Annotated in this window: 14 protein-coding genes and 1 pseudogene; 8 read left to right on the top strand and 7 right to left on the bottom strand. The window is 63.9% G+C overall.

Annotated elements, in window-relative coordinates; all coding sequences use genetic code 11:
• Positions 1 to 344 precede the first annotated feature (344 nt).
• The 8 genes and pseudogenes from C0V76_RS20130 to C0V76_RS15040 all read left to right on the top strand — a co-directional run bounded on the left by C0V76_RS20130 (position 345) and on the right by C0V76_RS15040 (position 6514).
• Positions 345 to 758 carry an RNA repair transcriptional activator RtcR family protein gene (locus tag C0V76_RS20130; RefSeq protein ID WP_216821764.1) on the top strand — a complete coding sequence of 138 codons (414 nt, stop codon included), beginning with the start codon at positions 345 to 347 and terminating at the stop codon, positions 756 to 758.
• A 135-nt stretch (positions 759 to 893) separates the two neighbouring features.
• A complete protein-coding gene (locus C0V76_RS20125) occupies positions 894 to 1355 on the top strand; it encodes a sigma-54 factor interaction domain-containing protein (protein ID WP_216821763.1) in 462 nt (153 codons plus the stop codon).
• Positions 1292 to 1459, top strand: a pseudogene (locus C0V76_RS15065) (IS5/IS1182 family transposase); the annotation flags it as partial. The gene C0V76_RS20125 and the pseudogene C0V76_RS15065, both read left to right, overlap by 64 nt.
• A 161-nt stretch (positions 1460 to 1620) precedes the next feature.
• Positions 1621 to 3030 carry a heme anaerobic degradation radical SAM methyltransferase ChuW/HutW gene (gene hutW / locus C0V76_RS15060; protein WP_101943443.1) on the top strand — a complete coding sequence of 470 codons (1410 nt, stop codon included), beginning with the start codon at positions 1621 to 1623 and terminating at the stop codon, positions 3028 to 3030.
• Positions 3014 to 3547 carry a heme utilization cystosolic carrier protein HutX gene (gene hutX / locus C0V76_RS15055; RefSeq protein WP_101943442.1) on the top strand — a complete coding sequence of 178 codons (534 nt, stop codon included), beginning with the start codon at positions 3014 to 3016 and terminating at the stop codon, positions 3545 to 3547. The genes hutW and hutX overlap by 17 nt, the downstream gene beginning before the upstream one ends.
• Positions 3544 to 4224: an NAD(P)H-binding protein gene (locus C0V76_RS15050; protein WP_101943441.1), complete on the top strand. Its 681-nt coding sequence runs from the start codon at positions 3544 to 3546 to the stop codon at positions 4222 to 4224. Before hutX ends, C0V76_RS15050 begins: the two co-directional genes overlap by 4 nt.
• Before the next feature lie 216 nt (positions 4225 to 4440).
• Positions 4441 to 5109, top strand: a complete 669-nt coding sequence (locus tag C0V76_RS15045) for a response regulator transcription factor (protein WP_101943440.1) — start codon at positions 4441 to 4443, stop codon at positions 5107 to 5109.
• Positions 5096 to 6514, top strand: a complete 1419-nt coding sequence (locus C0V76_RS15040; RefSeq protein ID WP_101943439.1) for a HAMP domain-containing sensor histidine kinase — start codon at positions 5096 to 5098, stop codon at positions 6512 to 6514. The genes C0V76_RS15045 and C0V76_RS15040 overlap by 14 nt, the downstream gene beginning before the upstream one ends.
• Before the next feature lie 292 nt (positions 6515 to 6806).
• Here C0V76_RS15040 and C0V76_RS15035 read toward each other — a convergent pair whose 3' ends face one another.
• From C0V76_RS15035 to C0V76_RS15005, 7 genes are all read right to left on the bottom strand, one after another.
• Complete coding sequence (locus C0V76_RS15035) at positions 6807 to 7241, bottom strand: YbaN family protein (protein ID WP_101943438.1); 435 nt, start codon at positions 7239 to 7241, stop codon at positions 6807 to 6809.
• Between the two features lie 56 nt (positions 7242 to 7297).
• Positions 7298 to 7888 carry a biliverdin-producing heme oxygenase gene (locus C0V76_RS15030; protein WP_101943437.1) on the bottom strand — a complete coding sequence of 197 codons (591 nt, stop codon included), beginning with the start codon at positions 7886 to 7888 and terminating at the stop codon, positions 7298 to 7300.
• Positions 7889 to 8109: 221 nt separating this feature from the next.
• The gene (locus tag C0V76_RS15025) at positions 8110 to 10290 is read right to left on the bottom strand and encodes an HlyD family efflux transporter periplasmic adaptor subunit (RefSeq protein WP_254048257.1); all 2181 of its coding nucleotides are present in this window, start codon (positions 10288 to 10290) and stop codon (positions 8110 to 8112) included.
• A gap of 31 nt (positions 10291 to 10321) precedes the next feature.
• Positions 10322 to 11680 (bottom strand): efflux RND transporter periplasmic adaptor subunit, encoded by a 1359-nt coding sequence (locus tag C0V76_RS15020; protein ID WP_101943436.1) that lies wholly within the window; start codon positions 11678 to 11680, stop codon positions 10322 to 10324.
• On the bottom strand, positions 11677 to 12468 hold the full coding sequence (locus C0V76_RS15015; protein WP_101943435.1) for an efflux RND transporter periplasmic adaptor subunit: 792 nt from the start codon (positions 12466 to 12468) through the stop codon (positions 11677 to 11679). The genes C0V76_RS15020 and C0V76_RS15015 overlap by 4 nt, the downstream gene beginning before the upstream one ends.
• Positions 12458 to 14170, bottom strand: coding sequence for a TolC family protein (locus tag C0V76_RS15010; protein WP_101943434.1), 1713 nt, complete (start codon positions 14168 to 14170; stop codon positions 12458 to 12460). The genes C0V76_RS15015 and C0V76_RS15010 overlap by 11 nt, the downstream gene beginning before the upstream one ends.
• Positions 14171 to 14202: 32 nt before the next feature.
• Entirely contained in the window at positions 14203 to 24402 is a 10200-nt protein-coding gene (locus C0V76_RS15005; protein ID WP_101943433.1) for a putative Ig domain-containing protein, read from the bottom strand.
• Between the last annotated feature and the right edge of the window lie 19 nt (positions 24403 to 24421).

Below are 24421 nucleotides of genomic sequence, written 5' to 3'. Positions count from 1 at the left end.
CAGCCACCCTCTGCATCGAAAGCTCCGGCCACGCCTCACAGGCAGGAATGATACCAGCTGGCATCCACTCATCAGCCATCTTTCCAAGCTCAAAGACCATCATGGGCTGCGGTGCAGGTGGATCGATTCTTTGGCATGCTCGATCAATGGCCAAAAGCATTTCAGCTTGCTTGAATAGTCAGCCGCCCCTCCCTCGTGAATTCACAGAAAAGGCTTGCGTTCATACATCCGGGAGCTCTGTCTGAGCACATATCGACCACGTACGCATCCAGAGCTTCGATCGCGCAAGCATATCCATTGCGCTGACGAGGCCTTTATCATCTCGTCATGAGCAAAAATCCTGGTTGATCTCATGGGTGGGCAAGGCTGACCACGACTGCGCCGAAGGTGCGCGGGGTGACGACCTCGGCCCGGTTGCCTCTGCCATCAAGGCACACGCCCCTTTCGACAAGATCCACCTGCTCTCCAATTACGAGTTCGAACGCACCAAGGCTTATTGCGCCTGGCTTGAGAACACCACGGGCTGTGCGGAAACCGATCTTTATGGCGTCGATCTCAGCAGCCCGACGAATTACGCCGAGATCTACAGCAAGGTCTGTGCGGAGCTCAAAGCCCTCCGTTTGCCGAACAACGACGTCGAGATCACTTTCCACCTGAGCCCAGGCACGCCGGCCATGACGGCCATCTGGATCATCCTGGCGAAGACACGCTTTCCGGCCAAACTGATCCAGACCTCAAAGGAAAAGGGGCTGGAGTAGGTCGATTTCTTTTTCGACCTAGCCAACGAATACCTACCCGAATTTCTTCAGCGCAGCAGCGAACGCATCGAGCGGCTTAGCCAAGAAATCCCGGTTGTGGCCGAGTTCTCAAAGCTCATCCACCGCAGCCCGGTCATGCGCGAGCAAATCCAGCTCGCACAAAAGATTGCCGCTCACGAAGTCCCCGTACTGATCCTCGGCGAAACCGGCACAGGCAAAGAACTTTTTGCCGAAGCAATTCACGCAGCCAGCAGTCGTGAAGGCAAACCCTTCATTCCAGTCAATTGCGGCGCCATGCCCAAGGACCTCGCCAACTCCGAGCTCTTCGGTCACAAGAAAGGTGCCTTCACCGGGGCGGATTCCGCTCGCGCCGGCCATTTCCGCGAGGCCGAAGGCGGCACGCTGTTTCTGGACGAGATCGGCGACTTGCCGCTCGACTCACAAGTGCGCCTGCTACGCGCCTTGCAGCAGCATGAGATCACCCCGTTGGGTGAGTCGAAGCCCGTCAAGGTGAATGTGCGCATCATTGCTGCTACCACCGGCGCAGCTTGGTCGGAACCAAAATGCGCTGTTTCAAGTTGCTCGGCGAGCGCGTGATGGCCCGTGACTTTGATAGGCAGGTTGCGGAGCTGCAAATTCGCGCGGCGCTGCTCAACCGTTTTACCCAGCTCGGAACGCCTCAAACCGTGCGCGTGGCATAAATCCGTCTGGGGTCAGGGGATTTGCTGCCTTGATTCGATTTGTACAACAAAGCCTCTCACCCGGGAAATCCGCAGGGCTTAAGGAATCTTAAGAATCCCGCCGTTGCCGCAGGTTTTGAATAGGAATTAATCTCAATTCCATATCAAAACCTCAGCCTGTCATGGCCTATCCGCTCCCTGTCGCCAGCCTGCTCGCTCCTTTCGAGCGGCGCGTCCTCCACCCCTGGATGAATCGCAATGTACGCACCATTCCCGCGCCGGAATCGGTGTACCCTGCCTTGCTGGGCTACAGCCGGGCGCCGCGCCTGGCTTATCTGCACATTCCCTTCTGCGCCAACCATTGCCTTTTCTGCGGTTTCTATCGCAACAAGGCCGGCGAGTCAGTCATGGGCGCTTATGTCGATCGACTGATCGAAGAGATCGCGCAAGACGGGCAGCGTGAGGGCATCCGCAACGCGCCGATCCAGGCGGTGTTCTTCGGCGGTGGCACGCCGAGCGCACTTTCCGCCCAGGACCTGAACCGCATCCTCAAGGCGCTTCACGAACACCTGCCGCTGGCCCCGGATTGTGAAATCACCATCGAGGGCCGGGTGGCCGGTTTTGACGACGAAAAGATCGCAGCCTGCCTCGAAGGCGGCGCCAACCGTTTTTCCATCGGCATCCAGAGCTTCGACACTGCCCTGCGCCGCCGCATGGGGCGCAAGGCCGCGCGCGAGGAAGCAACGAATTTTCTGGCCGATCTGGTCGCCCGCGACCGGGCCACCGTTGTCTGCGATCTGATCTACGGTCTGCCGCTGCAGACCGATGAGATCTGGCGCAGCGACGTCGCCTTGTGCCATGACATCGGGCTTGATGGCGTCGATCTTTACTGCCTCAGCCTCCATGCCGGCAGTCCGCTCGCGCTCTCCATCGACAAAGGCGCCCTGCCACAGGCCGCAGACAACGCGACTGCCGCCCGCCGCTACCGCGAAGGGGGAGAGCTGCTCGAAGCAGCCGGCTGGACCCGGGTCAGCCAGGCCCATTGGCGACGCACCCCGCGCGAAAGAAACATCTACAACAACGCGACCAAAACCGGCGCGGACTGCCTGGCTTACGGCGCCGGTGCGGGCGGCATGCTGGCCGGCCACCGCTTCATGCAGGAAAGCGACAAGGACAACTACGAAGCCTGCGTGGCGAACGGGCAGAAAGCCATCAGCGCCATGCTTGCACCGCCTCCCCATCACCGCGCCTGCGGCAAGGTGATGGAAGCACTGGAGAACGGCGCGCTGGATCTTGCCGGGCTGGATCAGCTGGTCGAGCCCGGCTTCAGCCAGGCGCTTTCACCGCTCACTGAACACTGGTCCGGGCAAGGACTGACCGAACAGCGCGGCAGCCAACTGGCGCTCACCGCACACGGCCGTTACTGGCACAACAACATCGCCGCCCAGCTTTTTGCGCTGATCGGCAACTACATCGACGGGCCGCAAACCACGACCGGCAACATGCCGGAAGGCGGGCATCCCCCTGGCATTCCACGCCCCGTCCATCCCGCTTCAAAACCCCAAGGCCATCCTCATGAACATGTCACCTGAAACTTCCGGCAAGGCGCGGGAAACGCTTCGCGCCCTGCTGGCCAGCGACCCGTCCGGCATCCTGGAAAACATCGCCATCGAACACGGCATCAGTCTGCAGACGGTGTTTGAATGCCTGCCTGACGAGACACGCAGCTTCGCCCCCGGCAGCGAAGCCGAATCCGTGCTTCTGGATATCGCCGCATGGGGCCCGGTAACCGTGCTGGTGCACACCCCGGACGTGATCCTCGAATGCAAGGGGCCTTTGCCCGCAGGGCGCTTCGCTCACGGCTACTACAACATCGGAGGAGGCAGCCCGGTCAGCGGACATCTGCGGCTGGACCGCTGCGCCGCCATCGCTTTCGTGCGCCGGCCCTTCATGGGTGCGGACAGCTGCTCGGTGAATTTCTTCAATGCCGCCGGAGAGGCCATGTTCAAGGTCTTCGTCGGCCGTGATGACAAACGGGCGCTACTGGCCGATCAGATCGAACGCTTCACGGCGCTGCGCGAACGTCTGAGCACGGAGGTCGTCGCATGACACCCCAAACCCTGATCGTCTTCGGCGCGCGCCAGGGCGTCGGCCTCGAGCTGGTCCGGCTTGCCTGTGCTGCGGGCTGGAAGGTACGCGCCGTCGTTCGCCCCGGTTCGGAGCACGCAGCCCTGGCCGCCACCGGCTGCAAGATCCTTGAAGCGGACGCCTTGTCTGCCCCGGCCGTCTCGGCCTGCTTCAATGGCCGCACGCGCAATGCCTGGGTAGTGAGCACCCTGGGCGACAGGGAGGGCATCGTGGATGCCCCCGGAAACCAGCATGTGATCCAGGCCGCCCTGCAAGGCCAGGCCAAAGGCTTGCTGCTGGTCTCCTCACTCGGTGCCGGAGACAGCCGCGCCTATGCTTCCGCAAGCCTGCTCGCTGCCATCGGCCACATCCTCGAAGCAAAAACCCGTGCTGAAGATGCCCTGCGCAGCAGCGGCCTGCCCTTCTGCATCCTCCGCCCGGGCGGCCTGGTGGATGGCCCGGCCAGCGGCACCGCACAACTCATCCAGCCCCAGGATGTGCACGGTTTCGTCCGGCGCAGCGATCTGGCCGCGATCATGTTCAGGCTGCTCGACCATGGCCGCCTACTGGATCAGACACTGGCTGCAATCGATCCCTCCTGTCCGCCACCGGCCCGCTATGCACCCGTACGGGCAAACCCGGAAGCGCTCACTGCATGACGGTACCCACACCCTGCCCAGGGGCTTACAACTTTAGTGATAGCTTTGTTATTGAGAATGATTCTCGAATACAATGAGCCTCCATTCCAGTAGCCGTCTTTCCCGAGGCAGCCGGTCCGCCGTCGCCATGTTTGCGCATGCCTGCGGAAGGCTTGCAGCCTCCGGGACACGCCCCCCTCGGGCGAGCCAACGAATCTTTTACAGGCAGGGCAGAACATGCGTGTACTGATTGTTGAAGACGATACCCGGGTGAGCTATTGGCTCAGTTGCAAATTGCAGAATTGCGGTCACAACTGCCGTCTGGTCGAGGATGGCGAAACCGCGCTATGCCTCATGGAGAAGGAAGCTTTCGATGCACTCCTGATCGACCGCATGCTGCCGGGCATCAGCGGCATCGACGTACTCAAGGCCTTGCAGAATCGCCCTCACCCGCCGGCCATGGTGCTGTCGGCAGTCGACCAGCCGAGTGACCGGATCGAGGGGCTGCGTGCCGGGGCATCGGACTATCTCGGCAAACCCTTCGATTTCACCGAGCTGCTGCTGCGTCTGGAAGGGCTGGTGCGGCGCGGCCAGTCCAGCCGTGAAGCGGAGCACCTGCTGCATGTCGAAGACTTGATGATCGACCGCCGCAGCCGGCGGGTCAGTCGTGGTGGTCAGCCGATCGACCTGACCGAGAAGGAATTCGCCCTGCTGCTCGTGCTGGCGGAGCACCCCGGTCGCACCGTGAGCCGCGCCATGCTGCTCGAAAAGGTGTGGGGCTACCAGTTCGACCCGCAGACCAATCTTATCGACGTGCATATCTCCAAGCTGCGCGCCAAGGTGGATCGTGGCTTCCAGAGCTCCTTGCTGCGCACCATCCGTGCGGTGGGATATGTCCTGGGTTGAACGCATCATCCGCCTGATCGAGACCAGCACTTTCAGGCACGCCGCACTCAGCGCATTCGTCTTCCTGCTGATGGCCTTCGGCTCGATGCTGCTGAGCAGCCACCAGATCGAAAGCCTGCTGCTGGACCATGTCCATGGTCTGGTCCTCTCCGACATCCAGGAACAGGAACGCAAGACACTGAGCGACTCGCAGACACTGGCCAGCCGCCTGAACCGCGATCTGCCGCACGAAAAGGACGACAAGATTGCCCTGGTGCTCGGGCCCGATGGCACGGTGCTCTACGGCACCCAGAGCCTGCGTCAGGCGGTGGCGCGGAATCAGGCACCGGCAACCGGCTGGCGCAACCTCAGCATCCAGGGCACCAACACACCACCGATGCGGGTGGTCGGCATGCAGCTCCAGCTGGCCGATGGCGGGATATTCCTGAGCGCCTTCAACGTCTTGCCGATGCTCGAACGCGTGCGGGTGATCCCGATCGTGGCGGGTTCCGGGCTCTTCGCCGTGCTGCTCAGCAGCCTGGCCATCGGGCTGTACTCCAGCCTGCGCAGCATGCGCCGCGTGGACCGCATCCGTTCGGCACTGCGTGCCTATGTGGGCGGCGAGCGCGAGGTCACCGTACCGGCCAGCCCGAATGGCGATGAATTCGATCTGCTCGGCATGGACATCAACAACGTGCTGGCGCGGATCAGCCTGCTGATGGACGAGGTCAAAAGCGTCAGCAGCCATCTCGCCCATGAACTGCGCACACCGCTGACCCGGCTGCACAACCGGCTGGAGAGTGCGGCCGAGCGGGTCGACAGTGAATTGCGTGACGACATCCTGGCCGCCGTGGAAGAAGCCGAGCGGATCCAGCGGATGTTCAAGGCGGTGCTGCGCATCGGCGAGATCGAGGCCGGGCGCTGCGCGCACTCCTTCGAATGGTTCGAAGCACGCGGCCTGCTGGGCGATGTGATCGACTACTACCAGCCACTGGCGGAAAGCAGCGGCATCACACTGCGGCAGGAAGCCTGCGCCGGATGCAAACTCTTTGGCGACCGCGCCCTGCTCTTCCAGGCCCTGGCCAATCTGCTCGAAAACGCCCTGAAATACGCGGGCGAACATGCCAGCATCACACTGCTGGCCCGTCTGCGTGATGGCTGCGTCGAGATCGGCGTGGCGGACGATGGCCCGGGCATTCCACCCGACCAACGCGGCGAGGCGGTGAAACGCTTCCGCCGCCTGCATGGCAGTGAGCGCAGCGGCAGCGGACTCGGCCTGGCCCTGGTCAATGCCATCGCCAAACTGCACTCGGGCGTGTTGCTGCTGGAAGACAACCCGCCCTGCGGGCTGCTGGCCGCGCTGCGCCTGGCCCGCAACCACTGGGACGAAGAACGCGCCGGCCTGATCGACGCGCTGCGCAGCTGAAGACATCCTCCAGAACACGCGCCCCGAAATTTTCCCGCCTGCAGCAAGCATTGCACGCCAGCACCTGCGTGCATGCCTTCAGACCGGCATACCGTCCGCTTGGACAGAATCAACAGCTCCTGCCTTCCCGGAAAGAAACCGGGGATTGCCGCCCCCCCCCGGGGGCGATCCGTCATTTCCGGCAAGCGCATGAAGCGGCACGCAGAACCTTAGCGCTTGAACTGGCAAGCTTCTGAAGCACGCCAGCAGATCGTGAAGCGTACCTCCTCATGCAATGGCTGGAGCCCTGATATCAATCAGCGGCCACCACTTGCGGCTCGGGGCGCCGCCACAGCCAGATCGCACCTGCCGTCATGCCCAGCGCAGCGAGCACCACCACCCAGCGATGCGACACCACAAGCGCCATCACCACCAGGCAAACACTCAGCGCCAGCGAGGCACTGAGTTTGGCCCGGCGCGACACCAGGCCGCCGTTCTCCCAGTTGCGGATCAACGGCCCGAACAGGCGGTGCTGGCATAGCCAGCGATGAAAGCGCGGCGAGCTCTTGCTCGCGGCAAAGGCCGACAGCAGGATGAACTCGGTGGTCGGAATCCCCGGAATGACCAAGGCGACGATCCCCACCGCAAAGCTCAGCCCGGCCAGAAGCAGCCAGGCGATGCGCCAACGGGAAATGGGGGCTGCAGCGGCGCCATGCTCGCCGCGGACAAGGGCTTGTTGTCGATTCATTCTTTGTGTTCTGGTGCAGCCTCCGGACCGCCGGCCGGAGGCCACGCCACTGGCCTTCAATCCAGCTGGAAATGATGTTGCAGAAGTTCGCCGAAACGATCATAGGCGGCGTTCGCCCCGGCGATGACGTGATCATGGTCCTCGAACGCAATCGCTTCGCTATCCAGAGAGGCTACGAAGCGACGCCAGACAATGGCACGGCCTTCAGGATAAGCAGCAAGGTTGCGTGCCCCGAAGTCGGCCGAGAGACCCAGGCGGGCCTGCGCTTCCTTGAACAGGAAGGCCGCACCCAGGGTGGAGCCTTCCGACACATAGAGCCAGCCGAATGCTGCAGGCATGCTCACACCCTGGCTGGCAATCGGTGCCTCGGGCACCGCTGCGCCCAGATCGGTGAGATCGTCGCGCGAGGCTTGCTGGCGGCCACGGCTGTCGAGGTCCGGCACAGCAGCACGCACGGCCGGATCGCCGAACAGATGCTCGATGTCGCGCTGGAACAGGTACTGAGCTGCCACGAAGCGCGCATAGGCTTCACGGCTGGAGAACGGATTGCCACGCTCCATCAGCCGGTGCATGCGTTCATGCTGGGCTGCGGTCTCGCCCTTGAGACGGGCGGAAAGGCTGGCGATTGCGGTTGCGATGTCATTCATGATGGTTTTCTCTCGTGGGTGATCAATCGATATTCGAAGCCGGCGACCCCTGCACCGCAACCGGAACCTGAACCGGAACCGGTGAAACGCAGGCAATGCCGATATGCTTCCTTTTTACGACAGACCGCGCCTCGTGACACGTTAAGTTGTCTTCATGTTTTCCGGCCCCGCAAGGCTTTCCGGCCTGCCCGCCAGCGGTGCGCCACCTGTATCCGCGCATCTCAGAAACCACTCTCGCGCACCAGCACCGACAGCACGCGGCGCCAGGCCGCCAGAGCCAGGCTTTCAGCCGGTGCGGCAATACTCAACCGGCCGCGCAAGACCTGCGGCCGCGACAAACCGGCATGGCCCGCCTGCGGCATGAGCAGCACACGGTAGACCGGTTGCTCGGGCATCCAGATGCCGCCCTCCGTTTCGCCGCTGCCCATCGGCACGCGCGTGGCGGCAATGCCCCCGCCATAAGCCGAGACCAGCTCGGTGTGTCCGGCCAGACGCCGCGTGGCAGTGCGCGCGATCTCGCGGACCGTCAGCGGCAACGCGGCCACGCCGGGATCCTCGGCCACGAAGCTGGCGTCGGCACCGACCTTGAGCCGATGCAGATCGGCCTCCGCCACATAGGCCTCGACCAGCGCAGCCTCCGGTGCTGCCAGCGTGCCCAGCCACTCGCCCGCCGCCAGCCACTCCCCTTCACGCAGGGGTGCGGCCAGATCCACCATCTGCCCCGCAAAAGCCGCGCGCACGGTCAGTGCATCGCGCTGGCGCAGCAGCACGACTTCACGCGCCCGCGCCGCCTGCAGTTCGCTCTGCGCAACCGGTACGCTGGCCGATCCGGCCTGACGCATCGCCTGAAAGCTGGTCTGCCATTCGAGCATCTGGATACGCCGCTGCACCAGTGCCAGCTCATGCGCAAGTTCCGGCGCCTGCAACACAAAAAGCGGCCGCCCCTCGGCCACCCGCTCGCCCGCCGCCACCAGGATGCGGCCAACCTGGGCACTCACCGGCGTCACCAGTTGCGCCTGGCGCTCGGCGCGCAACAAGGCCGGTGCCTGCACACTGCCGCGCCAGGGCAACACCAGCAAAAGCAGCAGGATGATCAAGAGCGTCAGGGTGAGGCGGCTGCGGGCATTCCAGGCCGCTTTCCCCCGCTGCTGCAGCCGATGCCGCCATTGAAGCAACTCGCTCACGATAGGCCGGACCAGAAAGACGCCGATCTCCACGGCAAAGAGGGCAATGCCTAGCAGCTTGAAAGCAAAGTGATAGACCAGCAGCGCGATGCCAAGAAAGAGAAAGAAGCGATAGACCCACACGGCAAAGGCATAGCCACACAAGACTCTGGCCCGCCAGGGCGCAAACACCTCGGGCGAAGGCTCGCCCAGATCGAACAGCCATTCACGCAGCCGCCAGCGTGCCAGGGCAAAAGCGCGTTCTTGCAGGTTGGGCACATTGAGCGCGTCGGAGAGCAGAAAGTAGCCGTCAAAGCGCATGAAGGGGTTGAGATTGACCGCCAGCGTCAGCAGCCAGGTGGTGGTCGCCAGCATGAAGGCTGCGCTGCGCAGCATGCCATCGGGCAGAAAACTCCAGGCCAGCGTGGCCCAGGCGGCTATCGCGGTCTCCGCCAGCATGCCGGCGGCACCGATGCTCATCCGCTGGCGCCGCGAAGCCAGCCGCCAGGCCCCGGAGGTATCGGTGTAGAGCACCGGCCACATGACCATGAAGGCCACGCCCATGGTCGCCACCCGACAGCCGTGGTGGCGTGCGGCAAAGGCATGCCCAAGTTCATGGACGACTTTCGTCGCTGCCAGCACCAGGGCCGAGAGCGCTGCCCCCTCCAAGGTGAAGAAATGCAGGAAGGTGTGCACAAAGGCATCCCATTGCCGCGCCACCAGGAACAGGCCGAGCCCCCCGGCAAGCAGGGTGGCCAAGGCAAAGCGCCGATTGAAGAAGAATTGCCGGACCCCGGGCAACAGGCGCAACAGCATCGCGTCCGGGCGCAACAGCGGAAGCCGGAAAAAGAGATAGTGCTTGAGCAGCTTGCCCGCCCAGTGCTCGTCACGCTGACGCCTGGCCTGCGCCAGCAGCCCTTGCAGGGCCTGCGCCCCCTGCACCCGGACCAATGCGTTCGCCTGCAAGAAACGGGCGAAGGCCTGCACATCGTCCACCTCAAGCTTCAAGGCCGTTTCACGCGAGACCGCAGCGGCCACGGCCTGCGCACTGCCCAGCGACCAGCGCGCCAGCATCTCGGCCTCGGCCCGTCCCAACTGGAAAAACTGCGCCCGGCCCGGATCCTCCAGCGACCAGGCCGGTGCGCCATCGTGGTTGCGCGGCGCGGCATGCAGGAGCAACTCCTCGCGCAGCACGGGCAGATCATGGCTAGCGGCTGGCAGAGCCGCTGTCCGGGGCATAGGCATGTCCAGCAAAGCCTGGGGCGACATCTCAGACCCCCAGCCAGACGCGAGCCGCCGCCAGCGGCCGCCGCAGCAGATAAAAAACCAGCGCGCGGCGCTCGCCATAGAGCTTTGCCGTACCCTTCAGCCCCACACGCGGCGTGCCCTCACCCGCCGCCAGGCGGGCCCGCACCCGGTAGGCCAAGCTGCCATCGGCGGTCGGCGTGGCGCGATAAGCGACACGCAGAAGGCTGGCATCGAGCGGACTGGCGGGGGAGCTATTGAGGAACAGGCGCACCTGAGCCCCGGCCGGCAAGGCAATGGCATCGGCCACCGGCAGCAAGACTTCGAGCTCGACATCCTGCGGATCGGCGATCTGCAGGATGCGCTCACCCGGCTGCACCGGTTTGCCGACCCAGTCGGCAGGATCATCAAGGATCACCGTACCGGGCCGTTCGGCATGCAGCTGGGTGCGCGCCAGCGAACGGGTGTAGTAATCGAGGTCGGCCCCGGCCTGATCACGGCGACCCTGCAGCAGGGCCAACCCGGCCTTGCTGCGCTCGTCGAACAAGGCTTGCTGCTGGCCCTGGCGTAGTTCGGCTTCGGCCACCGCCAGCGCCTGCCGGGCGGCTTCCAGGCGGCCTTCCAGCTCACGGGCATCCAGCGCCACAAGCAACTGGCCAGCCTGCACCTGCTGATCTGGCTGCACCGCGATGCGATCCACTACCCCCTGCAAGGGCGCTCGGACAGCCAGCGGGGCACGCGCCACGATCTCTGCTGGAGCCAGCACCGATTGGCGCACCGGCAAGACCATCAACACCAGCAGGAGCGCCGCACCGGCCAGCCACCAGCTGCGGCGACGCTGCGGCAGACGCAGGCCAGCCAGCCAGGGGCTCCGAAGCGAAGCCCGCTCTGCGCGCAAAGCCTGCCAGGCATGTGCGGCAGCGTCCGCCAGCAAGGCCAGCACCGATGTTTCATGCGCCATCCAGGGTTGCTCGCGCAGCAACAGCAGTCCAGCCGAGGTATCACCGGATAACTTCAGCGGCAACCACCAGGCATGCGCGGGCAGATGCTCGATCCAGCTCGCCAATTCGTCTTCCGGTGGCGACAAGGGGCCGGGCGCGAACAAGGCTGGCGTGCAGCGCGCCAGCAATGCGGCCAGCCAGACATTGAAGGGCGCATTGGCCTCGGCCACGACCAGCCCGGAAAGCGCCAGGATCCGCCCGCCCCGGGCATTGCCCAGCCACAGCACGGCCTGCCGGTAGGGCAGCAACACATGGGTATCATTGACCAATAGAAAGTGCAGCTCATCCTCGCTGCGACAGGCACGCAAACGCTGCTCAAGCTCCACCAGCAAGGCTAGCAGCGCCTCCGGACGTGGCGATGGCGAAGGCTCGGACGGCCTCATGGCTTGCCAGCACCGGTCGGAGGGTCGATGCGCACACTGCCACTCATGCCATGTAGTAGAACAACTTCACCACGACCGCTGGCAGGATTATCCAGCCGGCCAATGACTTTCACCGACTGGCTCACCGGATCGATGCTGCCGGCAATGCGCTGCACGCGGGCCACATGGCGTTGCCCGGTCTCATCCACTGTCAGCTGCATCGGCATGCCCGGCTTGAGCCAGGCCAGCCAGCGCGACGGCACAATGGTCTGGACCTCGAAGGCGCTGTCGTCATACACGCTGAGCAGCTCCTTGCCTTCGGCGACATGCTCGGCAGCACGCACAAAGGTCTCGCCGACACGTCCGGCGAAAGGCGCACTCACGCTGCAGCGGCGCACCATCACCCGCTCCATGCCACTCTCTGCACCCGCGACGGCCAGCGCCGCACGGGCTTGCTCGACATCGGCCCGGCTGATCGATTTGAGCGCATCAAGCTGCTCGGCAACTTCCAGCTTCTTTCTTGCAGCCAGCTCGGCCTGCTCGGCCCGTGTCTGGCGGGCACGGTTGAGTGAGCAGTCATAACTCACAAGCACATCACCCGCCTTGAAACGCTGGCCTTCACGTAGAGGCATGCTACTGATCCGACCGGCCAGCTCACTGGTCAGCACGGCATAACGCACGGCCATCAGCTGGGCCCGTAAGCCACCCACGTCCTCGCGCGCGGCAGCGGTCGGGCCACCGGCCAGCGCCATGCCCGAACACAGGGCGAGCCACAGCAAGCCCAGATGGCGCAAAGCATTAACGCGCATCAGCCATGCCTCCACCCGCTGCCAGCGAACCCAGGCTGTGCCAGCGCTCGCCGCTGACCTGGCGTAGAGTCGGAGATGGCAGCACAGCCGCTACCGGGGCCGGCACAACGACGGCAGGCGCGGGCGCCGTGGCCACACTGGTGACGGTCGCCTCGGGCAGACGCGGGATCTCCAGCGCACCGGAGGCAATCACCACGTCAGTGCGACGGATGGCCGATGCTAGGCCTTCTACGCTGTGATCACCGACCTGCCTAGGCAAAGGATCGATACCGGCCGCCTGCAGCAACATGCCCTGGGCATTGAGCAGATCGGCATAGGCCAGATCCCGCGCACGCGCCGACAACAAGGCCTCGACGCGGGCGCGCGTCAGCTCAAGCTGGGTTTCGGCGCGGCTGCGACTGGCGTTCTCGACCTGACGATGGATATCGCGCTGCAGGCTGCTCAATTCACCGGCCCTGACGAAGACCTGCTCGGCGCGGCTGCGCTCCAGCCAGGCAATGTTGACCTGGGTGAGCACACTCATGCGCAAGGCCTGGCGTCGCAACTCTGCCACTTGCTCACGCCGCTCCGCACTGCGCGAGATGGCCGGCCAGGACAACACATTGAGCAGATTCCAACTCACTTGCACGCCGGCATCGGCCCACGAGTTGTTAACCAGGAAGTGATTGCTGTCGTGGTTCAGGCCGGCAAACAAGGACGCATTGGGTAATAGACGCAGCAGGGCCATGCGCGTCTCCAGCAATGCATTGCGCGACTGGTAAGCCTCTTCACGCAGTTCTGCCCGCCCCGTGATCGCCAGCGACTCGAATTGCTCGCGCTGATACGGCAAGGCGGGCACCTGCATTTTCGCGTCATCGACCGCGGCCAGGCTGAACTCTGCGCCAGGCGCCAGGTTCATCAGGCTGGCCAGGCGGGCCTTGGCCACCGAGAGTTCGGCATCCAGCGCTTCGAGCTGGCGCACAAAGCCAATCAGGTCACGCTGGTAACGCAGTGCGGCCAAGGGCGTGACCAGACGCTTGTCCTGGCTCTGGCGCGAGAGATCGAGAGCCTGCCGCGTTTCCGCCAGGGCATTGCTCACCTCGGCGCGCAAGCGTTGCGCCGTCACCGCAGTCCAGTAGGCACTACGCGCCTGGCGCACGATGTCAGCGACCACCCGGCGGCGGCGTTCCTCGGCCGCCAGCGCCTTGTTGCCTTGCGCCTTGGCGCCGAAATAGCTCAAGCCGAAATCCAGCACATTCCATGACAGCTGCAAACTGGCGGTATCGCCATTGCGCTCCTGACTGGTGGACGCTTCGAGCGATTCGCTGCCGGTGCGCAGGGACTGACTGGAGGAGCCGTAGTCATTGCTGCGCGTGCGCAGCCCGGCCTGCGCCGTCAGGCGCGGCAGCATGCCCTGGTTCTGCACGACCACAAGATCGTCCTCCAGTGCCCGTTCCATCAAGGCCAGACGCTGCTGCAGGTTGTACTTGAGGGTGCGGGCGACGGCTTCTTCCAGAGTCAGCGGCCCTTTCACGGGCTCCTGTGCGGCAAACATCAGTTGGCGATCAGCCTGGTCCTGGCGCAGCAGATCGTGTTGCGTCAGCGCTACAGGCGGTGTCACCGCACAACCGGCCAGTGCCGCCAGGCTGGCGACGGCCAGCAGGCGCAGCGCGAAGCGGGGGGTGACCGCCAGATGGCGGCTGGAGCTCTTGTTGGAATTCATCACGGTATTCAGCCTTCCACGGAAATTCGTTATTAGTGAGGATTTGCAGCATTCGGAGACTGCAGACTGGCGAGCAAGCGGGCAGCATCAGCGCGCAGATCAGGCACTGCATGCGTGCGTAGCAACTGGCTCAAGGAGGATTTGCCGGCAAGGCCGGGCGCAGCGCTGTCGGCTGCGGCGGCATCGGCTTGCAGCTCCAGCGGGATGCTCAGCGTGCGCCCGTCGAGGGTGCGGGCTTCGAGCAGCAGCCGGATCGCGCTGTTGCGATGACCGACGGCCACAATCAGGCCTTGTTCCTGGTCCAGGCGGATGCCGCTGTCCGCCGGCAAAACGCGCCCATCCGCCAGCCGCAGGCTGATACTGAGCAGCGGCTCGCTGCTCTGGAACAGACCACGCGGCAAGACGATGAACTGGCGGTTGCCACTGACATCGAGCTGCCAGCTGGCACTGAAACGCTCCAGGCGCGCCGATAGCCCGCCGTCGGCCGCCGCCAGCGCGAGTGGCGTGCGCTGACCATCGGCCAGCAAGGCTCCGGCTTCGGCTTGCTCATCCGCCAGACGCTGGGCCTCGGCGGCATCCAGCATGTCGAGCAGCGCACGCCCGCTTTCAGCAGGCTCAGGCTCGGGCGAGGTGGCCACACCTGCTGGCTCGCTTACGCCGAGCGATGTCGCCAGCCGCTGGAACAGCATCCCTTGCGCGGCGCTCAGCTCGGGCGCCTCGCGGACCCGCTCGGTGCTCAGTAGCACGACCGGCACCACCGTCGGGCTTTGCGCCAGCGGCAAGCTTTCCACCTGCACCGTCAGCAGAATGCTGCGCGTCGCACTACCGCCACGTCCGTCACCGACGCTGATCAGCAACGGATAGTCCCCCGCCTGCAACGGACTGCCGCTGAGGCTCAGACTGGTGGCGTCAAAACTCAAACCGCTGGGCAGGCCGCTCACGCTCCAGCTCAGGCTGTCGCCATCCGCGTCACTGAACAGATTGGCCGGCAGCGTCGCCTGATAAGCCTGGCCGACTGTGGCCGCGCTCAGGCTGTAGCTGGCCTCGCTAGCGAGCGGCGCGGCATTGGCCGCCTCAACGCTCAAGCTGAAGCTGCGCAGCGCCTGGGCGCCCGAGGGATCAGTCGCCGTCACGGTCAGCGTGTAGGAACCGCTGCTGCCAAGCGTGCCGGAGAGCGTGCGCGTCGCTGCGTCAAAACTCAGACCGCTGGGCAGGCCCGTCACGTTCCAGCTCAGCGTATCGCCGTCCGCGTCACTGAACAGATTGGCCGGCAGCGTCACCTGATAAACCTGGCCGACGGTGGCCGCACTAAGGCTGTAGCTGAGCTCGCTGGCGACCGGCGCGGCATTGGCCGCCTCAACGCTCAAGCTGAAGCTGCGCTGCGCCTGAGCGCCCGAGGGATCGGTCGCCGTCACGGTCAGCGTGTAGGAGCCACTGCTGCTGAGCGTGCCGGAGAGCGTGCGCGTCGCGGCGTCAAAACTCAGACCGCTGGGCAGGCCGGATACGGTCCAGCTCAGCGTGTCGCCGTCCGGGTCACTGAACAGATTGGCCGGCAGCGTCACCTGATAGGCCTGGCCAACCGTGGCCGTGCTCAGGCTGTAGCTGACCTCGCTGGCAAGCGGTGCCTGATTGCTCGACGCCAGGGTGGTGACCTGCTGGCTGTACGCGACACTATTGGCCTGCCCATCGTTGAACACCAGGCTGATGCTGTGACTACCGGCACTGCCGCTTGCATTGCTGTAGGTGATCTGGCGCAGGATGGCATTGGCTTGCGCCTGGCTCAGGCTGGCGCTGAAGCTCAGCGTGGCGCTGTCACCGCTCTGCACCAGGGTGGCGACCTCGCTGCCATTGAACAGGATGCTGGTGCCGCTGAGGCTGTAGCCTGCGCCATCCTGGAAGCCGAAGCGATCACCGCTCTGACCGATGAGGCTCAGGCTGGCGCCTTGATAATCGTTCGCTGTATCCAGCTCTGCGTCGCTCAGGCTCAGCGCCGGCGCCAGCAGTACCGGCGTACCGCCAATCTGCACCGCCGGAACAGTCTGCTCCGGCACCCTCAACACATCCAGGCCGCTGCCCAGCACCAGCAGACCGCCATCGGCGGACACGGCGAGCTGCTGCGCGCCGCTCTGCCCGCTGTGCGAGGAAAGCTGTTGCCAGCTTGCTGTGGCGTAATAGTTCAGCGTGCCATCAGCGAGGCTGACGAACAGCGCCTTGCCGTCCGTAGAGAGGCTCACATCAATGATCCCGGAAGCACTGATCGAGCCCAGGTGGGTCAGCACACCGCTGCCGGTATCCAGCGAGAAAGCATCAATCTGCGAGTCGCTGGTGACGACCACAGTGCGGCCGTCATCACTGACGGTGACGTGTTGCAGGCCCTGCAGCGCGGCGCTGCCGGTGCGGGTATAGCCGAGCAGGCTCAGCGCACCGCTGGCGTCACGCTGATAGACGATCAGGGAAGAACCCGCGGCGGCATTGGTGACCACATAGACCAGATCGCCCTCGCTAACGATGTCGGTCGCCGCCCAGAGATTGGGGGCGCTCCACATGTCGCCATCGATTTTTCCGGCGTAGCTCAAGGCACCGCTGCTGGCATCACGGTTGAGCCAGACCAGTTTTTGGTTGCCGCTGCTGAAGAGGTAGAGGTTCTGGCCATCTTCCGAGAGTGCAACCCCCTCGATGCCGGAGAGCGCGCCGCCATGCAGCGCATAGTCCTCGGATATCGAACCGGCATATGTGATCTGGCCCGCGCTGTCGACACTGAACCAGGCGATCACACCTTGCTGGCTCTGTGCCATCTCACTCAGGGCATACAGGGTCTTGCCATCGGAAGAGAGCTGCAGTTGCTCGATGGCACTCAAGCCAGACGCTGCCGCGAAAGTCTTCACATAGCTCAGCACCCCGCTGCTGGTGTCGCGGCTGAACAAGGCGATGGCGCCATTGACATCGGCGACATAGACCAGGCGCCCATCGCTGGAGAGCGTACCGGCGCTGAGCGTATCCAGCCCGGCTACCGCAGCCACTTGCTGCAAGGACTCCAAGGCCCCCAGCGACAGCACCGGGTCGCTACCGATACTCGGCAAATCATTGCTGGCGCTGATGGCGATGGATAGCTCCAGCGCTGCGGAGCTCAAGCCGCGCTGGTCGACCAGGGTGATCTGAACCGCCACACTGCTCACCGGCGCATCGCTGCTGTTGGCATAGCTGATCTGCCGCAGCACGTTTTGCACATCGGCCGTGGTCGGGATCACACCTGCCGCATCGCTGAAGCGGATCGTCACCACACCATCGGAGATGCTGAAGCTAGCAATGGCCTTGCCGTCCTTGAGCAAGCTGCTGCCGCTCAGGCTCAGGCCGTTGCCGGACAGGAAGCCCAGGCTATCGCTTGCGCTGTGACCTTCGCCCAGGCTTAGGGTGAGCACCGCAGCGTCGTAATTGCCGGCACCGCCATTGAAGGCGTCCATCTGCGCATCGCTCACCGTCACGCCCGGTGCAATGGCGATCGCGGCGGCCTGTTCGCTATAGCTGACCGCAGAGCCGCCGCCCAGGCTGGGCGCGCTATTGACGGCGCTGGCAGCGGCCAGGCTGACCAGGGCCTGGCTGCTCGCCGTGGCCGCATCGTCACCGCCACCAGAGTCTTTGATGCTCAGACTGATGCTGCGGCTGCCGCTGAGGCCGTCACCACTGTTGCTGTAGCTCAGGCTGTCGATGGCGCTCTGGGCACGCTCCGCGCTGGCGTTCAGATACAGGGTCACGATGGTCTTGCCATCTGCGATCTGCACCGCGTACACGATGCCTGTGCCGGTGGTGAGGGTGCCGCTGGTGGAGCTATCAAGAACGATCTTGCCGCCGTCCACACCGAGAATGTCGCCGGCATTGGCGGCATCCAGGGTGAGGACCACCTGCCAGACAGTCTGCCCGGCCTCCACGGTATCGATGCGGGTGTTCTGGAACAGCTTGACCGCCTCGCCTTCGGAATGGAAGGTCGGACTCAGCCCGCTGGTCTCGATCAAGGGTGAATCATTGACACCTTCGAGCGTGACATCGACGCCCAGGGTGTCGGTATGACCACTCCCATCATTGAGCTGCAGCTGAAAGTTTGCCGTAGCGGCGGGGTCGTTGCTGCTGTTGCTGTAGGCGATCTGACGCAGCACGTTCTGCGCCGTGGCCTGGCTGATGTTGGCCGTGAAGCTCAGGCTGAGCTTGCCGTCCTGTTGGACGAAGTCGGCAATGGCCTGGCCATTGAGCAGGATCTTGCCGTTTTCCAGGCTCAGGCCGTTGCCTGCGAGGAAACTGAAGACATCCTCGGCCTGGGCGCCACCGCTGCGTTCGATGACGATGCTGGCGCCCTGATAGTCGCCGGCACCGCCATTGAGCGCGTCCAGTTGCGGATCGGACAATGTCCCGCCGGGCAGCAAGGCCACAGCTTCGCCATCCTCGACGTAAGTGGACGTGGCGGGCTTCAGATCCAGCACCAGCAAACCGTCGTTCCAGGAGAAGGTGCCGGTCAGGTAGAGCTGGCTGCCATCGGCACTGAGGCTGGCATGGCGCAAGCTACCGAAATCGATCTCGTAACCGCCCCAGCTGTAAGCCTCTCCGACGCCACTGATCCACTCGTGCAATTCGAGTGCACCAGACGCATCGCGCAGATACACACCGATCTTGCTCTCGGCGATGACGATCAGCGCGGCACCATCCTGAGACACGATCAGCTGCTTGGGCTGTTCATCGAGCGTGATGACGCTGCCTGTCGTGCTCAGGCTGCCATCGCTGCCGACGCTAAAGCTGTGCACGCTGCTGTCATCGACGACATACAGCGTCTTGCCATCGGGCGACAGGGTGAGCGAGCTGGTGTAGTAGTACTGCTCGCTCGCCGCCGGGTTGGCGCCCTGCACATCGCGCAGATGCACCAGGCTGCCATCACTGCTGACGCTGAACACGCTGACCAGCGTGTCACCGCCGGTGGTCCCGGCGAACAGGAAAAGGCCATCACTGGAGAATTGCAGCGCGCTGAACTGGGCCTCCAGATTGCTGACCGTTTCCGAGTCTTGCTCGACCCAGCTGCCGTTCTCGCGCTGGAACACTTTGAGCGTGTCGCCGGCCGTCAGATAGAGCTTGTTGCCCTGGACGCTGACCTCGCCGGTGATGGCGATCTCCAGACTGCCCTGGGCGCTCAGCGCGCCGCTTGCGGTGTCACGACTGAACACAGCAATACCGCTGGCATTGCTTACATAAAGTGTTGCGCCATCGCTCGACACGCCGATGGCGCTGCCGCCCTGCAGGCCGTTGTCTGCGCTGGCATCCAGCGTCGCCTGCAGGCTCAGCGAGCCATCCGCGTTACGCAGGAAGGTGTAGAGGGTCGTGATCTCGACATCGCTACCCGTGCCCGTTTCCTCGTTATAAACCCACTCTGAAGTGGTGCGCAGCGCATAGACCTGGTCGCCCACGCTGACCACGTCCAGCAAGCCGGCATAGGGACTGGGGTAGTTGTCCGAGCTGATCAGTTCAGCCAGTTCGAGCGCACCGGTTTCGGCGCCGAGCGCCGGATCCTGCCCCACCTCGACCTGCACCGTGGCCGCAATGGAAAGCACGCTCGCATTGACGCCACCGTTGGCCGTAGCACCGTTGTCCTGGATGGCGCTCAGCGTGATCACGCGCGCCCCTGCAACACCAGTAGCCTTGTCGGTATTGGCGTAGGCGATGCCATCGATCAGGCTGGCGGCTGCCGTGCTACTCAAGCCTGCGCTGCTGCTCAGCACCACAGTCGCCACCCCGGTGTCGGCATCGACACTGACCTGCCAGCTGTAGCCACTAGTCGTCGTGCCACTGCCGGCCACCAAAGCCACCGTAGTGCCATCGATCCGCAGGGTTTCATTAGCTCCATTGTGCAGACCGGACACGGTCAGCGTCAGGCTGGTGATCGCCTGCACGCTTTCGACGGTGGACACGGAGACATCCGTAAACAGATCGACGGCCGCCTTGCCGGCACTCTGCTGTGTGCTGAGCGCCGTGGAACTGACGGTCGGCGCATCGTTCACCTCGCTCACCGTCAGATCGATATTCATCGAGGCCTTGCCGCTCGCAAACTGATCCTGTACCGCCAGGGAGAGGCTCAGCAGGGCGCCGGGATCCTTGCCCGTGTTGGTGTAGCTGATCTGGTGCAGCACCGCATTAGCGACAGCCGTGCTGACATCGCCGGTGAAGACCACGCAGAGCGTGCCGCCCTCACTGCTGAAACGGGCGATGATTTCGCCATTGAGCAGGATCTCACTGCCCTCCAGGCTGAGGCCGTTGCCCTCCGTGAAACCAAAGCTGTCATCGGTATTGGCCCCCGTTGAGCGCACCAGGCTCAGGGTCGCGCCCTTGTAATTGCCGGCGCCGCCATTGAGCGCATCGTAATCGGCATCCGCCAGACTCAGAGACGTGGCCGGGTGGATGCTGCTGCCCTCGGCATAGGCCAGATTCAGGGAAGCAGGTGCGCTGACCAGACTCAGCACCGGAGTGCCAGCGTACAGGTTGCGCCCAGCGTAGATCGATTGGCCGTCGGCACTCACGGTGATTCGCGACACCGCGCCGGCGATGCTCAGGGTGCTGGCCAGAACCGGCGTGCCATCCGCCGCCAGGTGGTAGATCGCCAGCTTGCTGCTCGCACCGCCGCCAGCGTAGAGCGTCGTGCCGTCCTCCGACAGGAAAACGACATGCGGGTATTGGCTGAGGCTGGAGTAAACACTGTTGGTGGCGTTGACCAGGCTAAGGGAGTTGCTCTCGCTGACATAGTTCAGGGTGGTCAGGAAGCCGTTGGTAGTCACCAGGTAAATATGCCCGTCGTCAGAGACGGCAAGTGAAGCGCCCCCGTTGAAAGCGTTCGAACTGCTGATGGTGAAACTGCTGCTGGTTCCATTGATGGCATCGGAATAGGTGAGCGTGGTACCGCTGCGGGTGAGCTGACCCGCCTCGCTGAGGCTGCCATCGGACGCACGGGTAAAGATCGTCAGACGTGAATTGGAGGCGAGGACGTACACGGTGCCGTCGTTGCCGACGGCCATGGTCACGGCGGTCCCCAGCCCGGCCTTGGAAGTGTCCTTGTCAAGCAGACTCAAGCTGCCCGCATCACTGAGCTGATAGGTGTAGAGCGTCGTGGCCGACAGTACGTAGAGATTGCGGCCCTCGCTGGCTGCGCGAATGTCGACGACCTTCTCGCTGGGCCCGGCCAGCTGACCGAGCAGGCTCAGCGTGCCGCTGCTGGCATCCACCTGGAACACGCTGAGGGTATAGGCGGTAGTGCTGCCGGTAGAGCTATAGCCAGCCAGGTAAAGCACGCTGCCGTCGGCCGAGAAGGCCACCGACGTGACACCCTGCAGGCCGTCAATCTCGATGCCGTTGTCGGCATTGCCATCATCGGCCGTGCCTTGACGGAAGGTTTGCAGCAGCGTCAGCGCCCCACTGGCGGTATCGCGTGCATAGACGCTCAGGTAGTGAGTGCCGCCTGCGTTGTTGGCCGTGCTGCCAGCGATCACCAGGGTACTGCCATCCGCGGACAGCTGAATGCTGTTGACGTAATAGTTGTAGCCACTGAGGCTGCCATCACTGCTGTAGATCAGCTGGTCTGCACTAAGCACCAGTTCCGGCGTATGGTTGTCGGCCTCGGCCTGGGAGATCACGCGCAGGCTCAGGCTCAGTTCAGCGCTGGCACCGTGTTCATCGGTGACTTTCACATTGATCTGATAGTCACCCACACTGCTTGGTGTGCCGCTGAGCGTGCGGGTCGCGGCGTCGAAAACCAATCCCTCGGGCAGGCCGCTGACGCTCCAACTCAGCGTGCTGTCGGCGTACACGCTGTCGGCATCACTGAACAGCGCAGCGCTCAGGGTCTGACTGTAGGCGCTACCGACTGTCACGCTGGCCAGCGTGGCCGGTGCATCCGCGCTCACGCTCGGCGCACGGTTGTCGATCTGCTCGACCACCAGGCTCAGCGTCAATGAAGCACTGGCGCCATAGATATCGCTTGCTGTGACGACGAGCGTGTATTGCCCCACGGCGGCGGTGCTGCCGGACAGGGTGCGGGTAAGCGGGTCAAAGCTGAGCCCGGCGGGCAGGCCGGAGACCGACCAGCTCAGCGTATCGCCGTCGAGATCGGCAAACAGCGTGGCCGGCAAGGTGGTGCTATAGGCGGTTTCAGTGGTGACCTTGGGTGGCGTGAAGTCGCCGGCACTGGCCTGTGGCACGCTGTTGGCACGAAAGCTCAGGCTCAAAACACTGCTGACCAGCAAGCCATCGCTGAGCTGAACATCGAGTGTGAGCAGGCTGCCGGCGACCGTTGTCGCAGCGCTGCTGTAAGTGAGTTGCTGCAGCACCTGGTTGGCCACCGCCGTGCTGGTGTCGGCACTGAAGCTGACGCTCAGCCGGCCTTGCCCATCGACGCTGAAACTGGCGATCACGCTGCCATCCAGAGTGATGCTGCTGCCGGACAAGACCAGGCTATTGCCTGCTGTGAAGCCGAAGCTGCCCCCCGCAACGCTGGGGCTGACGCTGATGCTGGCGCCCTTGTAGTTACCGGCGCCAGCATTCAATACATCGAAATTACTGTCGCTCAAGCGCAGCCCGCTGGCAAAGCTGCCCGCCTCACCCAGGTTCAGATTGTGGATATCGCTGTAGCGGCTCAGCGTGCCACCTGCGACCAGCAGCGAGCCTTGTGCCGAGACCGCGATATCACTGCCGCTGCCCGCACCGGTCACGCTGCCGACAGGGCTCAGATCGCCATTGCTTTCGAGGGTATAGACCTGGAGCGTGCCATTGCTGCGAGCGGCATAAAGCTGGCTGCCGTCCGCGCTGAGCGCCAGGCTGCCAACCCCACTCAAGGCGACGCTGCCTGACTCGCTCAATGCTCCGTTCTTGAACTGGAAGATGGCGATGACGCCATTGTCCGGGTCCGCGACGTAAAGACTCTGACCATCTGCCGAGACGACCAGGCTGTCATTCGCGGTACCCCGGCCGATCGTGCTGGAAGTGATGCTGGTCAACAGACTCAGGCTGCCATCGGCATTGCGCTGGTAGACAGTCAGGCTGGCCGGGTTCAGGACCCCGACCCCGGCGTAGAACACGTAGACATGATCACCCTGCGTGGCAATGACCCCGTCGCGTCCATTTCCATTGCTGGCGGCACGGCCGAATATAGCCAAGGCTCCGGTCGTTGCATCGCGACTGAATATGACCACGTCGTTGTATTGGGTACCCACATAGACATAGGCGCCATCGCTGGAAATCGCCAGGCCACCGGTGGCATTGCCGTTCCCGGTGGCAACGGTGCTGGCGCTGACGATGCGGCCATCACTGGACAAGCTCAGTTGCACCACCGTGGCCGTACCGGAAATGCTGTAGATCGACTTGCCATCGCTGCTGACGACCATCTGGCTGACACTGCCCAGATCCGTGCTGGTGAAGGTTTGCAGGGCGCTCAGTGTTCCGATGCTGTCCACCGAAAACACCTGGATGCCGTTGCTACCCGCCACATAGGCAAAGTTGCCGTCCGTGGAATAGGCCACCTCGTTGGCGCCAAGCTCGGCCAGCGTCAACTGCTCGCGGATTTCAAGCGCGCTGACGGCCTCGATCACCGGTGCCGCATTGATCGCACTGTCGATGGTGATACTCGCCTGGATCGCACTCAGATCGCTGCTCTGCCCCCCTTCATCGCTGAGGCTGCGCAGGGTCACGGTGGCAGTGCCGGCGCTGACCGTCTTGTCCAGTGCCTGGTAGGCCAGACCATCGATCAAGGCTTGAGCGCCGGCCACGGTGTCGGAGGCGAAAGAATTGATCTGCACCGTGATGGTCGTGGTGCTGCCTGAAACCGTCACGCTATAGACATAACCATCGTCGGCGGCGCGTGTCGTACCGCTGCCGGCTTCGAGCGTGATGGCCTTGCCATCGATCACCAGGGCTTGATTGCTACCCGCGCGATCGATGCTGATGACCAGCGTGCTCAGGGGTTCGGCCGTACTGGCGGTTTCGGCTGTCACGCTGACCGCCTTGAACAGATCCACCGCCGGAAAGCTGTCCGTCGTATCGGTGACGGTGATCGTGGCATTCACCGGGGTGGCCTGGATGCCCGGTGCATCGGTGCTGGCAGCAACCTCCTTGGCCACTGCGTCGACCGTGGCCACCGCAGCGGCATCGAACATCATGCGTGGTTCCAGAACCAGGGCTTGGAAACGACGCGGCGAAGGTAGGCGTGTGGTCATGACGATCTTCCGGGGCAAT

The sequence above is a fragment of the Uliginosibacterium sp. TH139 genome (genome assembly GCF_002855595.1).
Classification (GTDB): Bacteria; Pseudomonadota; Gammaproteobacteria; order Burkholderiales; family Rhodocyclaceae; genus Uliginosibacterium; species Uliginosibacterium aquaticum.
This window is presented reverse-complemented; position numbering and strand designations above follow the sequence as displayed.